Genomic DNA, 13,644 nt, shown 5'->3' on the forward strand with positions numbered 1-13,644 from the left:
AAGCAAAGCAGGAGCCTATCGCGTAAGGCGCTTATAGGTGACGCGGCTCGGGTTGATGCTGTCCACACCGAGGCGGCGCATCTTGTCCTGTTCGTAATCCTCGAAGTTGCCTTCGAACCATTCGACATGACTGTCGCCTTCAAAAGCGAGGATGTGCGTGGCCAGACGGTCGAGGAACATACGATCGTGGCTGATGATAACAGCGCAGCCGGCGAAGTTTTCAAGCGCGATCTCGAGAGCACCGAGCGTTTCGGTATCAAGGTCGTTGGTCGGTTCGTCGAGCAGCAGAACGTTGCCGCCAGCCTTCAGCATCTTGGCGAGATGGACGCGGTTGCGCTGGCCGCCGGAGAGGTTGCCGACCTTCTGTTGCTGGTCGCCGCCCTTGAAATTGAACGTCGCGCAATAAGCTCTCGAGTTCATTTCATACTTGCCGAGCTTGATGACTTCCGCACCGCCGGAGATTTCCTCCCAGACGGTCTTGCCGCCATCAAGTGCATCACGGCTCTGGTCGACATACCCAAGATGAACGCTGTCGCCGATGCGGATGCTACCGCTATCCGGCTTTTCCTGGCCGGTGATCATGCGGAAGAGCGTCGTCTTGCCGGCGCCGTTCGCACCGATAACGCCGACGATACCACCCGGCGGCAATTTCAGCGACAGGCCTTCGATCAACACGCGGTCGCCATAGCCCTTGGTGATGCCTTCCATTTCGATGACCACCTGACCGAGACGCTCGCCGACCGGAATGATGATCTGGGCGTCGCCGGGACGCTGGTTCTCGGCCGCATCGACCAACTCGTCATAGGCGCGGATACGGGCCTTGGACTTCGACTGGCGAGCTTTCGGGCTGGAAGCGATCCATTCCTGTTCGCGTGCGATCGCCTTCTGGCGACCGGCCTCTTCGCGGCCCTCCTGCTGCATACGCTTCGCCTTCGCCAGCAAGTACGAGGAGTAGTTGCCTTCGTAGGGAATGCCGCGACCGCGGTCGAGTTCGAGGATCCAGCCGGTGACGTTATCCAGGAAGTAGCGATCGTGGGTGATCATCAGCACGGCGCCCGGATAGGCGCGCAGGTGCTTTTCAAGCCAGGCGATGGTTTCCGCGTCCAGGTGGTTGGTCGGTTCGTCGAGCAGCAGCACGTCCGGCTGCGACAGCAAGAGCTTGCACAGCGCCAGACGGCGGCGCTCACCGCCGGAGAGATTGGTGACGTCGGCATCGCCTGGCGGGCAGCGCAGCGCATCCATCGCCATTTCCACCTGGCTTTCCAGATCCCAGAGGTTCTGGCTGTCGATGATATCCTGGAGCTTGGCGCCCTCTTCCGCCGTCTCGTCGGAATAGTTCATCATCAATTCGTTGTAGCGATTGAGGATTTCCGTTTTGGCGGAAACGCCTTCCATGACGTTTTCGAGCGCGGTCTTGGTCGGGTCGAGCTGTGGCTCCTGCGGCAGGTAGCCAATGGTCGCGCCTTCGGCCAGCCAGGCCTCACCGGTATATTCCTTATCGAGGCCGGCCATGATGCGCAGCACCGTCGACTTACCGGCACCGTTCGGACCGAGAATACCGATCTTGGCATCGGGGTAGAAGGAGAGATGAATATTCTCGAGGATCTTCTTGGCGCCATAGGCCTTATTCAGACCGGACATATGATAAATGAACTGACGTGCCATAGCTTGGGTTACTCCACGGGCGGATAACATTGCGAATTGTGCCGCTATGTAGGCGAAACCCGGCCCTCGGGCAACGGCGAAACCTTGTCCGAGGGCATTTATCCGCGCCGCAAAGGCCGGAACAGCTTAGAAACCGGCCGCATCCACCACGCCGCGATCGCAGCCGAACGACGTGCTGCCGGCACCCTGGATCAGTTTTGCAAGCCGCGGCTCGCTGCCCTGCTGCGGATCGATCGCATCTTCGGACAAGCCGATCGTCAGTTCAGAGATCATCCTGACGTTACCGACCTTGCGGCAGCTCATCTTGATACGCGCATTGGCATCCTCGCCGAAGCTCTGGTCGAACGCGGCCTTGATGCTTTCCGCATCCAGCTCCTTGCCGATATTCTTGGCGAAAAGATCGCGCACGGCAGATGTATTGAGTTCGGCGACTAGGCCGGCAGCAATGGAAAAATATTGGTCGGCGCTGAGCTTGGTGCAGGTGCCGTGCTTGATCCATTCATGCCGTTCCAGACCGGATTGCGTGCCCGGCATGACCTTGTCCAGCCTCGCCTTGACGTCCTGCGACAGCTGTACCGCCGGCAGATCCTTCCAGTCACGGCCGCGATCCGCCTGTTTCAGATCATCCGAAACGTCGCAATATTCCTGCCGCATCGGCCAAAGGCCATGCAGCGAGAAATTCGTGGCATCATGATTGCTCGACGACTGGTTCCGGCATTCCGCCTTCTTCTGGTTCGTCGCGCAAAATGCCGGCTCCCAGCTTGCCGCCAGGATAAAGCGCGTGCGCCCCCGGCTGTGCTCCTGCGCCGCTGCGCTCGCGACTGTCCCGACCGAAAGGAGCACAACCGCAAATACCCGAAGCAAATGCTTCATTCCATGCCTCCAAATTAGAACATTATAGGAACAAATATGCAGTTTGGCCGAGCGTATGCAACCCTGAGAATCACAAAGCGCGAAAGAATTTATTTCTGTGGGCTTCGATCCCTATCCATTGCAATCCACCGGCTGATAAACTTTCGTCGAAATGGGGAGGAACCATGCATGTTCGCCGAGACGCAACGCCTGGATAGTCCAACAGGCGCGACGATCGCCTATCATCACACGCCGGCTTCAGGCGAGGCGCGCGGTATCCTCCTGATCTCCCACGGCCTTGCTGAACATTCGCGCCGCTACGAGGCTTTCGCGCATGCCATGGCCTCCCACAGCTTTCACGTCTACGCGCATGATCACCGCGGCCACGGCGAAACCGTCGCCGCCGATGCCCCGACCGGCCGTTTCGCGCGCGGAGGCGGCGTCGATCAGGTCATTGCCGACGTTCTGGCCATGCGCGAGCTTGCTGCAGCTGCCCATCCCGGCCTGCCGATCATCCTGTTCGGCCACTCGATGGGCGGCTTGATCAGCCTCAATACTGCCGTCACGCACCCGGATAAATTCGATGCCGTCACGGTCTGGAATTCCAATTTCAACCCAGGCATTGCCGGCCGTGCCGCTCAGCTCATCCTGAAGACGGAGCGCATGTTCAAGGGGTCGGATGTGCCAAGCGGGCCGCTGCCGAAGCTGACCTTTGGTGCCTGGGGCAAATCCATCGCCAATCGTCGCACCGAGTTCGATTGGCTGTCGCGCGTCCCCGAGCAGGTCGACAAGTACGTCGCCGATCCCCTCTGCGGCTTCGACGCATCCGTTTCGCTCTGGCTGGACATATTCGAACTCAGCTTTCGCGCGCCGCAAAAGGCGTATCTCGGCCGGCTCCGGGGCGACATGCCGATCCATCTCGTCGGAGGTGCGAAGGATCCGGCGACGGACAACGGGAAAGCGATTTCCTGGCTTTCAAACCATCTGAAGGGCGCAGGCTTCTCTCATATTACAACGATCATCTACCCAGACATGCGGCACGAAACGCTGAACGAAATCGATGCCGATCAAGCCATTGCCGACTTTGCCGATTGGTGCAGGAAGATCACGGCAAGGAATTGATTTTCAAAGGAATACCCCAATGAACACCAGCGGCGGCTCCTCGCTACGATTGCCGCAGTCGGAGCTGACTTTCGGTCTTGCGATGATGTTCCTCTCCGTCATCCTTTCGCCGATTATCGATATCTTCTCCAAGCTCGCGGCGGCCACCATTCCGCCGGCCGAAGTTACGGCCGCACGCTTCATCTTGCAGGCGCTTTTTGCCCTGCCGATGATGGCCATGCGAGGGCAGTGGGGTGTCTGGACATGGCGTCGCAGCGGCGTACATGCCATCCGTGCCGGCATGCTGACGCTGTCCATGGTCTCGTTCGTGACCACGCTGCAGGTCATGGAAGTCGCCGACGCCATCGCCATCTTTTTCGTAGAGCCGATGATACTGACTATTCTCAGCAGCATCTTCCTGAAGGAAACCATCGGCTGGCGGCGCTATACGGCCTGTGCAGTCGGCTTCTTCGGCGCGATGCTCATCATCCAGCCGAGCTTCCAGGAAGTCGGCTTCGTCGCCTTGCTGCCCGTCGTTACCGCCCTCTGCATCGCCGTCTACGTAATGATCACCCGCGTCGTCTCCCATAGCGAGGATGCCTGGCCAATGCAGTTCCAGACTGGCATATGGGGCATCGCCTTCAGCCTTATCCTGCTCCTCGTTGGCAAGGCAACGGGATTTGCAATTCTGAATACGGTCATGCCTGACTTGATAGCCATGCTCTATCTGCTCGGTGTCGGCATCACCGCAGCCGTCGCCGGCATTCTCACGGTACACGCCTATCGCGCCGTGCCGGCCTCGAAGCTGGCGCCCTTGCAATATTTCGAGATCGTCTCCGCAACCATCTTCGGCTGGCTGGTTTTCGACAATTTCCCGAACGCCATCAAATGGCTCGGCATCCTCATCATCATCGGCTCCGGACTCTACATTCTCTGGCGCGAACGGCGCTTTGCATCCAAGCCTGTATCCGATACATCTGAAGCAGCGTTCACGCCGTAAGCGGGAGAGCGGATCCATATGACAGAACAAAAGACCAAGAAGCCTCCGCTTTCCGGTATTCGCGTCATCGAGCTTGCCCGCGTGCTCGCCGGCCCCTGGGCCGGGCAGATGCTGGCCGATCTCGGTGCCGATGTGATCAAGGTAGAAAATCCTGATGGCGGCGACGACACGCGCCAATGGGGACCTCCCTTCGTCGAAGGCAAGGACGGCGAGAACCTCTCGGCCGCCTATTACCATTCCGCCAATCGCGGCAAGCGTTCCATCGTCGCCGACCTCAAGACCGAGGAAGGACAGGAGCTGGTGCGCCGACTCGTAAAGGCCGCCGACGTGGTGATCGAAAACTTCAAGCTCGGCGGCCTTGTCAAATATGGGCTGGACTATGAAAGCCTGAGAAAGATCAATCCCCGCATCGTCTATTGCTCCATCACCGGCTTCGGGCAGACAGGTCCCTATGCCGGTCTTGCGGGCTATGACTATATCGTCCAAGGCATGTCCGGCTTCATGTCGATCACCGGCGAGCCGGACGGCCAACCGGTGAAGGCAGGCGTTGCGATCGCCGATATCTTCACCGGCATCTATGCCGTCTCGGCAATCGAGGCGGCGCTGATCCATGCGCTGAAATCCGGTGAAGGCCAGCTCGTCGATATGGCGCTGCTCGATGTTCAATCGGCCGTACTTGCCAATCAGAACATGAACTATCTGATCTCAGGCAAGCCGCCCGTGCGGCTTGGCAACGCCCACCCCAATATCTCGCCTTACGAGGTCGTTCCCACCGCGGACGGCTATCTCATTCTCGCCGTGGGGAATGACGGGCAGTTCCGCCGCCTATGCGCAATTCTTGACCTCGCTACCCATGCCGACGACGAGCGCTACGCAACCAATAAGGCCCGCGTTGCCAACCGCAACGAGGTCCGGGCATTCATATCGGCGAAGACTTTGACCTGGAACAAGGCGGATCTGCTGAAGGCCTGCGAGGACAATGCCGTTCCGGCCGGCGCCATCAATACGATCGAGGATATGTTCGCCGACCCTCAGATCAAGGCGCGCGGCTTGCGCATCGATCTCGAGGACGGTGCAGGCACCATGATCCCAAGCGTGCGCACGCCGATCGTCCTTTCGGAGACACCGTTGACCTATACGCGGCCAAGTCCGCGCCTTGGAGAGCATCAGGAGGAGGTTCTCGCCGAATTGGCGGAACTGGAGGGAAAGGCGAAGATATGAAACGAACGGGCGGCCAACTCATCGTCGAGGCTTTGAAAGCAAATGGCGTAAAACGCATTTCCTGCGTGCCGGGCGAGAGCTTTCTGGCGGTGCTCGATGCGCTGCATGACAGCGACATCAATGCGCTCGTCTGCCGTCAGGAGGGTGGCGCGGCGATGATGGCGGATGCCTGGGGCCGGCTGACCGGCGAGCCAGGCATCTGCATGGTCACCCGCGGCCCCGGAGCCACGAACGCATCGGCCGGGCTCCACATCGCCCGGCAGGACTCGATCCCGATGATCCTCTTCATCGGTCAGGTCCAGCGCGACGCCCGCGAGCGCGAGGCTTTCCAGGAGGTAGAATTCCGCCGCGCTCTCACCGAATTTGCAAAATGGGTCGGCGAGATCGACGATGCCGCCCGCATACCGGAATTCGTCACTCGCGCCTTCGCAGTCGCGACTTCGGGGCGCCCAGGTCCTGTCGTGCTGACCCTGCCGGAAGACATGCTGCGCGACGAGGTCGAAGCGCCGGAAGCCAAACCTTACACGCCCGTCGCCGCCCATCCGGGCCGCGGCGAGCTTGCCGACCTTCAGCGGCGCCTCGCCGCCGCAGAGCGCCCGATGGTCATTCTCGGCGGCACGCGTTGGAATGAGGAAGCCGTTGCCGGCATCCAGCGGTTCGCGGAGCGTTTCAACCTGCCGATCGGATGCTCCTTCCGCCGGCAGATGCTGTTCGACCATCTGCACCCGAGCTATGCCGGCGATGTCGGCATCGGCATCAATCCGGCGCTGGCAAAGGAGATCAAGGAGGCGGATCTGCTGATCCTCCTCGGCGGACGCCTCTCCGAAATGCCGTCCTCCGGCTATACGCTCGTGGACATCCCCTATCCGCGTCAACAGCTCGTCCACGTCTATCCCGATCCGTCCGAGCTTGGCCGCGTCTATCGTCCGGATCTGGCGATCTGTGCCAGCCCCGCCGACTTCGTCGCCGCACTCGCCGATCTGGGGGCACCGGGCAAAGCACGTTGGGCAGAGCGTACCCAGCGCATGCATGCCGCCTATCTCACCTGGTCGACGACGCTGGAAAAAAGCCCCGGCGCGGTGCACATGGGCCGGATCATGGATTGGATCGAAGCCAATACTGCTGATGATGCGATCTTCACCAACGGCGCCGGCAATTATGCGACCTGGCTGCACCGCTTCCATCGGTTCCGCCACTTCAATACGCAGGCCGCCCCCGCTTCCGGATCGATGGGCTACGGTCTGCCGGCAGCGGTCGCCGCCAAGCAGCTGTTTCCGGACCGCGAAGTCATCTGCTTTGCCGGCGACGGTTGCTTCATGATGCACGGCCAGGAATTCGCGACTGCCGTACAGTACGGTTTGCCGCTGATTGCGCTTGTCATCAACAACGGCATGTACGGCACCATCCGCATGCATCAGGAGCGGGAATATCCTGGCCGCGTCAGCGGCACGGCGTTGCAAAATCCGGATTTCGCAGCACTTGCCCGCGCCTATGGCGGTCACGGCGAGACGGTAAAGGCGACGGAAGAATTCGCCCCGGCATTCGAGCGAGCTCGCGCCAGCGGCAAACCGGCGATCATCGAGATTGCGCTCGATCCGGAAGCAATTACGCCTTCGCGCACCCTGACGGAAATCGCCCAAACGAAAGGCCGGTGAGCGCAAGCTCCCCGGCCCTCCAAAACATGCCAGTTCGGCTTAGTCGAGTGCGGCTATCACGATGAACTCGACCTTGTACTTCGGCGCAGCGAGCTTGGCTTCGCTGGTCGCACGAGCCGGCGTGTTTGCCGGATCGACCCAGGCTTCCCAGGCAGCGTTCATTTCTGCGAAATCGGAAATGTCTGCGAGATAGATGAGCGTCTGCAGGATCTTCGACTTGTTGGTGCCGGCTGCTGCGAGCAGGCGGTCAACTTCGGCCAGTGCCGACTTGCATTGATCTGTAACGCTTGCACCCTCGCCGACCTGGCCAGCGAGATAAACGGTGTTGCCGTGGATGACTGCGCCGCTCATGCGGGCGCCGACGTCAATGCGCTTGATGCTCATTGTTTTCTCCTGATGTTGTTTTCGACAGGTAAACAGGGCGCGGCGCATAGCCTGCCCTGCAATCTCAAGGGTTGGGAAAGCCGCTCAGCCGCGAATATGGTGCGTCTTCTGATAGATCGCCGTCGAGCGGGCGCCGGACCGGCAATAGCCGAGCATCGGGCGCGCAAACTCGTCGAGCGCATCGACCATGCACTGCACAGCCTCCTCAGTGACGCCCATGGGGCCCACCGGCACATGGGCGATCTCCAGGCCAAGCTCCTTGGCGCGCGCTTCGATGACGCCAAACGGCGTCTGATCCGGGCTTTCATTGTCCGGGCGGTGGCAAACGATGGACTTGAAACCCATGGCCTTGATCTGGTCAAGATCCTCTACGCTGATCTGGCCGGATACCGAGTACTCATCATCGATCGGGCGGATATCCATGGTTCATGTCCTCTCTAAAACCGTGGCCTTGATCTACGCCGCCCCGGATCAAGCGTCAACCGCCGCACGCGCTCAAACGAAGGCAAAGTTCAGCGCGAAACTGCGGGCTTCGCCTGGCTGGAGAATATTGAATTCGCCCGCCTCCTCAAGCTCCGCGCGCGAGACCCATCGATGCGAAACGGGCTCGATACCGAGCACATGCGCCGGCGCGCGTTGATTGCGCCAGACCTGCAAGAAAGGCAGCGTATCCGTGCTGAAACGCACCCTTAAAGACCTGCCGCCGATGGCCGCGATAGGACCGAGACTGATTTCCGCCCAGTCCTCTCCCTTGTCTTCTGCCGGCACGCAGAAAATGTCGCCAGGCTCCTCGCCAAACGTCCAGGGAAAACCGCCATTCTCGAGCATCTGCCCGGTGAGACGCGTGCCACTGTCGAACCACTTTCCCCCGATGTTCATGTGATACATGAGGAAGAGCGGCATTGCCTCGATGCTCGTATTGACAACGCGATCGGCAAGCGAGACCTCGCCGCTCGCGCCATCGATGCGCCAATGGCGCTCCAGCCTCGCCGTTCGCCCCTCGGCGGTGACAATGTCGATATCGGCCCGGCACTCCGCATTGCCATTCTCGAATTTGGTCCAGAGAATTTTGGCCGGATGAGAAGAAAAGGAGCCGTGCAGCGGATAGCGCCTTCCCTCGAATGCCCCGGTCATCGGCTGCGGATGGCGGATGTGATCCGGACCACAAGTGAAGAGGAAGCCCTCCAGCGAATGGTCGATGCGCGGGTCCCCGTCATCGGGAATGGCGCGTCCGGGAGCAAGGTTGTTCCCATCAACGACGCAGGCGCCGATGTCCAGAACGGAGGTTTCATCCAGTGCCAGTTTCGGCCCTTTGGCTACGGCAAAATCCATCATTCTCCGAAATTCTCCCAGACCGGCTCCGCGCGCGGGCGTTGTCCCGCAATGGAACACGGCGCAAAATAAACGGTGATATACCTTACCGATTGTTAACTCGAACCCTTGATTACACAAATTTTTATATTTTATTCAGCATGATAATCTAAATTTCCATACTGGCGTCAAAATTGCCATGTGTGTGTCAGCCGAACTACCATCCGAGGATTCGACAGACGTGAACCGGTTCGTAAAATTGAGTTTTGTCTTGGCAATGACTGCCACAGTGTCCGCGCTCGCGCTTAGCGACGCGCAGGCACAGTATTATCGTGGCGGAAACGGCAATACGGTTCTAGTCACACCCGACGGGCGAATCCTCGAGCAGTACCCCGATGGGGGCGGATATTCCATGGCGAGAGACGGACGCGGCCGACGGGTTCTGGTCGACGCCTACGGCAATGTCGTTGCGACGGAAATGAGGGCGAGCACCTATTATCCCAAAGCACCGGCCCGCGATGCCTATAACGATAATGGGTACGGCAATGGCGGCCGCTACGGCGACACGCAGCTCTCCAACAATGGCGGCTATCGCGACTATCGCCAGTATCGCACCGACGGTTATGGCCAACAGGATCAAGACATCGTGACCGGCGGCATTCCGCGCGATGGCGATATTCAGCGCCAGCCGCTCGACGACCAGCCGATGCCGGGCAAGAGCCCAAACCAGATGAATTCGACCGGCAACGACTATGCCTCGATCGACCCGCAGCAGGGCACACCGGATATCATCCACAAGCCGCAGCCGGCGGATCCAGTCATTACGCTCAAGGGCAAATCGAAAATGGAAATCACTGCGCTCGAGGTCTTCCTCGCGCGGCAGGGTATTTCCCCAGGCGCCATCGACGGCCGCATGGGCGCAAACGTCACCAAGGCGATCTATGCCTATCAGCAGATGACCGGCCAGACGCTCGATCCGAACAACACCGACGCGATTCTCGAGCAGCTGCGCATGTCCGGCGGCATGCCGATCATCAATTATACCATCACCGCAGCCGACGCGGCAGGCCCCTATGTCGCGTCGATCCCAGAGGACTATGCGGCGAAGTCGCAGATGCCGTCTCTCGGCTATACGTCGACCACGGAAATGCTGGCCGAACGTTTTCATATGGATGAGGGCTACCTGAAGGCGCTCAACCCCGGCGTCGATTTCACTGTGCCAGGCAACACCATCAAGGTCGTCAATACGGGTCCCGCCAAGACCGGCGCGGTTGCCAAAATCCTGGCGGACAAGGGCCGCAAGCAGGTTTTTGCCTATGACGCCAACGGCACGTTGATCGCGGCCTATCCCGCCAGCATCGGTTCCGCCGACACGCCCTCGCCGTCCGGCACGGTCACGGTCGAGCGCGTCGCCTTCAATCCGGGCTATACCTACAACCCAAAGATCAACTTCCAACAGGGCGTCAACGACAAGGTTCTCAACATTCCGCCTGGCCCGAACGGCCCGGTCGGTACGGTGTGGATGGCTCTGTCGAAGCCGACCTACGGTATCCACGGAACGCCGGACCCTTCGAGGATCGGCAAGTCGCAAAGCCACGGCTGCGTGCGCCTCACCAATTGGGATGCGACCGAGCTCGCCAAGATGGTCAAGCCCGGCGTCGTCGTCGAATTCGTGGATTGATCGGCAACAAAGTTTCAACAAAAAAGCCGCCGGGCGACCCGGCGGCTTTTTTGTTTGTCTTTAAGTCCCTGACGCGCTGCTACTTCCGTTCGGCGCGTCAGGAGTTGGGCGGCCTCTCAGAAGCAATCCCGGAAGAGAGCCTTAGTGTTTTCCAGCGTCATCGGCACCGGATTGCCGCCCGCACTCGGATCCTCGATCGCCATCGCAGAAAGCTCGTCGATCCGATCCGGCGCAATGCCCATGGCCGAGAGGCTTTCCGGCACGCCGAGTTCTGCACGCAGCTGCAGCACATAATCATAGAAGCCATCGAAACCACCTGAAATACCGAGGTAGGCCGCCGCGCGGGCGATCTTCTCCTCTATAGCCTTGCGGTTGAAGCGCAGGACGGCCGGCATGACGACAGCATTGGTCATGCCGTGATGCGTGTTGTAGACGGCGCCGATCGGGTGCGACAGCGCGTGGATGGCACCAAGGCCCTTCTGGAAGGCGACCGCACCCATCGCGGCGGCGCTCATCATGTTGGCGCGGGCTTCGAGGTCGGTTCCTTCGCGGTAGGCGCGCGGCAGGAATTCCTTGACCAGACGCATGCCTTCCAGCGCGATGCCGGCCGACATCGGATGGTAGAACGGCGAGGAATAGGCTTCCAGGCAATGGGCAAACGCGTCCATGCCCGTACCCGCCGTGATGACTTTCGGCATGCCGACGGTCAGTTCCGGATCGGCGATGACCACGCCCGGCAGGAACTTCGGGTGGAAGATGATCTTCTTCACATGCGTCGCGGAATTGGTGATGACGCTGGCGCGGCCGACTTCAGAACCAGTGCCTGCCGTGGTCGGTACGGCGACGATCGGTGCGATCCCTTCGAGATTGGCGCGGGTCCACCAATCGCCGATATCTTCGAAATCCCAAACCGGCCGGGTCTGGCCAGCCATGAAGGCGACGCACTTGCCGAGATCGAGGCCGGAGCCGCCCCCGAAGGCGACGACGCCGTCGTGACCACCATCCTTGAATGCCTTCACGCCGGCATCGAGGTTCTTCTCATTCGGGTTCGGATCAACATCGGCGAAAATCGCGCGTCCGAGTCCGGCGTCTTCCAAAATGTCGAGCGCGGTCGTGGTGATCGCCATGGATGCGAGTCCCCGGTCGGTGACCAGGAGTGGCTTCTTCATACCCAGGCTCTTGCAGGCGTCCGCCAGTTCCTTGATCCGACCGCGGCCGAGCTTGAAGGCGTTCGGATAGCTCCAATTGACTGAGATGTTACTCATGCTGTTACTTTCTTCAGGTGATAGGATTTCGGACGCGTCAGATTGTGAAAGCCGATGATCGACAGCGAACCGCCGCGGCCGGTTTCCTTGACGCCGGTCCAGCAAAGTGCCGGATCGAGATAATCGGCGCGGTTCATGAAGACGGTACCGGTTTCGATCTCGCGGCCGATGCGCGAGGCGCGCTCGACATCCTTCGTCCAGAGAGAAGCCGTCAGGCCGTAGGGGCTGTCGTTCATGAGTTCCAGTGCTTCTGCATCGCTCTTCACCTTCATGATGCCAACGGCCGGTCCGAAGGTCTCTTCCCGCATGAAGGCCATGGAATGATCGACATTGACGAGGATCTGCGGCGCGAGATAGGCGCCGCCGTCATCTGCCGGAAACAGCTTGGGATCGACCAGCGCCTTGGCGCCCTTGGCGACCGCATCGGCGATCTGCTCGCGCACGACCTTTGCAAAGCGCTTGTGCGCCATCGGCCCAAGCGACGTCTCAGGATCCAGCGGATTGCCGAGCTTATAGTTCGAAACCCATGCGACGGATTTCTCGACAAAAGCATCGTACAGGGATTCATGCACGTAGATGCGCTCGATGCCACAGCAGCACTGGCCGGAATTGAAGGTGGCGCCATCCATCAGCGTATCGACGGCAGCGTCGAGATCGGCATCCTCCATGACATAGCCCGGATCCTTGCCGCCGAGCTCCAGCCCGAGGCCGGTGAAGGTGCCAGCAGCAGCGCGCTCAATCGACCGGCCGCCTTCGACGGAGCCGGTGAAATTGACAAAGTTGAAGCTGCCGTCCGCAATCAGCGCCGAGGTCGTTGCATGATCGAGGAAGACATTCTGGAAGACGTCGGCGGGAACACCGGCCTCGACAAAGGCCTGAACGAGCCGCTCACCGACCAGAAGCGTCTGGCTTGCGTGCTTGAGAATGACCGTATTGCCGGCCATCAGGGCCGGAGCGACCGTGTTGATCGCCGTCATATAGGGGTAATTCCAGGGCGCGATGACGAAGACGACGCCATGCGGCTCGCGCTCGATGCGGCGCGCAAAATTGGCGCTCTCTTCGGCCACCATCGGTGCTAGCGCATCGGCAGCGATCGACGCGACATAGTTCGAACGCTCGTTGAAGCCGCGGTATTCGCCGCCATACTTGATGGGGCGGCCCATCTGCCAGGAGAGCTCCGGCACGACCACATCGGCCATCTCATTGAGCCGGGCCACGCCCTTCAGCACGAGCTGGACGCGATCTTCCAGCGGGCGACGCGCCCAATTCTTCTGCGCCTTGCGGGCGCGTGCCACGACTTCCTTGGCAGCATCCAGCGACAGAGCCGAACGTTCGGCATAAACCTCTCCGTTCACCGGAGAGACGCATGTGATCATGGTCATGATCGAATTCCTGTTTCCTTAATCATCCATTGATTGCCGGATGTTGCACAACCTGCAGCCGCATTCAAAGGGGGGGAATGTCAGGCAGGCAAGTCATCCTTGCGCCCCTGCCCGATCATAGAATGAA

Annotated in this window: 12 protein-coding genes; 5 read left to right on the forward strand and 7 right to left on the reverse strand. The window is 60.3% G+C overall.

The genetic code is table 11. The features are described from left to right. Nucleotides 1-15: 15 nt before the first annotated feature. Nucleotides 16-1,665, reverse strand: coding sequence for an energy-dependent translational throttle protein EttA (gene ettA, locus QD409_RS08575; RefSeq protein WP_092850854.1), 1,650 nt, complete (start codon nt 1,663-1,665; stop codon nt 16-18). Between the two features lie 126 nt (nt 1,666-1,791). Beyond that, entirely contained in the window at nt 1,792-2,538 is a 747-nt protein-coding gene (locus tag QD409_RS08580) for a ribonuclease T2 family protein (protein WP_092850855.1), read from the reverse strand. 168 nt (nt 2,539-2,706) lie between these two features. Here QD409_RS08580 and QD409_RS08585 point away from each other — a divergent pair, with 168 nt between their 5' ends. The 4 genes from QD409_RS08585 to QD409_RS08600 are packed head-to-tail and all read left to right on the forward strand — an operon-like array spanning nt 2,707 to nt 7,494. After that, nucleotides 2,707-3,639: an alpha/beta fold hydrolase gene (locus QD409_RS08585; protein WP_430762429.1), complete on the forward strand. Its 933-nt coding sequence runs from the start codon at nt 2,707-2,709 to the stop codon at nt 3,637-3,639. A 19-nt stretch (nt 3,640-3,658) separates the two neighbouring features. Beyond that, complete coding sequence (locus QD409_RS08590; RefSeq protein WP_430762430.1) at nt 3,659-4,618, forward strand: DMT family transporter; 960 nt, start codon at nt 3,659-3,661, stop codon at nt 4,616-4,618. 18 nt (nt 4,619-4,636) lie between these two features. Continuing rightward, on the forward strand, nt 4,637-5,839 hold the full coding sequence (locus QD409_RS08595; protein WP_430762431.1) for a CaiB/BaiF CoA transferase family protein: 1,203 nt from the start codon (nt 4,637-4,639) through the stop codon (nt 5,837-5,839). Continuing rightward, entirely contained in the window at nt 5,836-7,494 is a 1,659-nt protein-coding gene (locus QD409_RS08600) for a thiamine pyrophosphate-binding protein (protein WP_430762432.1), read from the forward strand. The genes QD409_RS08595 and QD409_RS08600 overlap by 4 nt, the downstream gene beginning before the upstream one ends. A 39-nt stretch (nt 7,495-7,533) precedes the next feature. Here QD409_RS08600 and QD409_RS08605 read toward each other — a convergent pair whose 3' ends face one another. The 3 genes from QD409_RS08605 to QD409_RS08615 all read right to left on the reverse strand — a co-directional run bounded on the left by QD409_RS08605 (nt 7,534) and on the right by QD409_RS08615 (nt 9,213). Next, nucleotides 7,534-7,878, reverse strand: coding sequence for a RidA family protein (locus QD409_RS08605; RefSeq protein WP_430762433.1), 345 nt, complete (start codon nt 7,876-7,878; stop codon nt 7,534-7,536). An 84-nt stretch (nt 7,879-7,962) separates the two neighbouring features. Next, entirely contained in the window at nt 7,963-8,301 is a 339-nt protein-coding gene (locus tag QD409_RS08610; RefSeq protein ID WP_430762434.1) for a TIGR01244 family sulfur transferase, read from the reverse strand. A 72-nt stretch (nt 8,302-8,373) separates the two neighbouring features. Further along, nucleotides 8,374-9,213: an aldose 1-epimerase family protein gene (locus QD409_RS08615; protein WP_430762435.1), complete on the reverse strand. Its 840-nt coding sequence runs from the start codon at nt 9,211-9,213 to the stop codon at nt 8,374-8,376. Nucleotides 9,214-9,466: 253 nt separating this feature from the next. Here QD409_RS08615 and QD409_RS08620 point away from each other — a divergent pair, with 253 nt between their 5' ends. Further along, nucleotides 9,467-10,870 (forward strand): L,D-transpeptidase, encoded by a 1,404-nt coding sequence (locus tag QD409_RS08620; RefSeq protein ID WP_430762436.1) that lies wholly within the window; start codon nt 9,467-9,469, stop codon nt 10,868-10,870. Between the two features lie 116 nt (nt 10,871-10,986). On the opposite strand, the gene QD409_RS08625 is transcribed toward QD409_RS08620, so the two are convergent. Continuing rightward, nucleotides 10,987-12,135 carry an iron-containing alcohol dehydrogenase gene (locus QD409_RS08625; protein ID WP_430762437.1) on the reverse strand — a complete coding sequence of 383 codons (1,149 nt, stop codon included), beginning with the start codon at nt 12,133-12,135 and terminating at the stop codon, nt 10,987-10,989. Next, complete coding sequence (locus QD409_RS08630; protein WP_430762438.1) at nt 12,132-13,517, reverse strand: aldehyde dehydrogenase family protein; 1,386 nt, start codon at nt 13,515-13,517, stop codon at nt 12,132-12,134. The genes QD409_RS08625 and QD409_RS08630 overlap by 4 nt, the downstream gene beginning before the upstream one ends. Nucleotides 13,518-13,644: the final 127 nt, after the last annotated feature.

This window comes from Rhizobium sp. BR 315, assembly GCF_050577975.1.
Lineage (GTDB): Bacteria > Pseudomonadota > Alphaproteobacteria > Rhizobiales > Rhizobiaceae > Rhizobium > Rhizobium miluonense.

Coding starts and splice junctions, on each gene's coding strand:
- ettA (WP_092850854.1), bottom strand. CDS start 1,665: ATGGCACGTCAGTTCATTTATCATATGTCCGGTCTGAATAAGGCCTAT.
- QD409_RS08580 (WP_092850855.1), bottom strand. CDS start 2,538: ATGAAGCATTTGCTTCGGGTATTTGCGGTTGTGCTCCTTTCGGTCGGG.
- QD409_RS08585 (WP_430762429.1), top strand. CDS start 2,707: ATGTTCGCCGAGACGCAACGCCTGGATAGTCCAACAGGCGCGACGATC.
- QD409_RS08590 (WP_430762430.1), top strand. CDS start 3,659: ATGAACACCAGCGGCGGCTCCTCGCTACGATTGCCGCAGTCGGAGCTG.
- QD409_RS08595 (WP_430762431.1), top strand. CDS start 4,637: ATGACAGAACAAAAGACCAAGAAGCCTCCGCTTTCCGGTATTCGCGTC.
- QD409_RS08600 (WP_430762432.1), top strand. CDS start 5,836: ATGAAACGAACGGGCGGCCAACTCATCGTCGAGGCTTTGAAAGCAAAT.
- QD409_RS08605 (WP_430762433.1), bottom strand. CDS start 7,878: ATGAGCATCAAGCGCATTGACGTCGGCGCCCGCATGAGCGGCGCAGTC.
- QD409_RS08610 (WP_430762434.1), bottom strand. CDS start 8,301: ATGGATATCCGCCCGATCGATGATGAGTACTCGGTATCCGGCCAGATC.
- QD409_RS08615 (WP_430762435.1), bottom strand. CDS start 9,213: ATGATGGATTTTGCCGTAGCCAAAGGGCCGAAACTGGCACTGGATGAA.
- QD409_RS08620 (WP_430762436.1), top strand. CDS start 9,467: ATGACTGCCACAGTGTCCGCGCTCGCGCTTAGCGACGCGCAGGCACAG.
- QD409_RS08625 (WP_430762437.1), bottom strand. CDS start 12,135: ATGAGTAACATCTCAGTCAATTGGAGCTATCCGAACGCCTTCAAGCTC.
- QD409_RS08630 (WP_430762438.1), bottom strand. CDS start 13,517: ATGACCATGATCACATGCGTCTCTCCGGTGAACGGAGAGGTTTATGCC.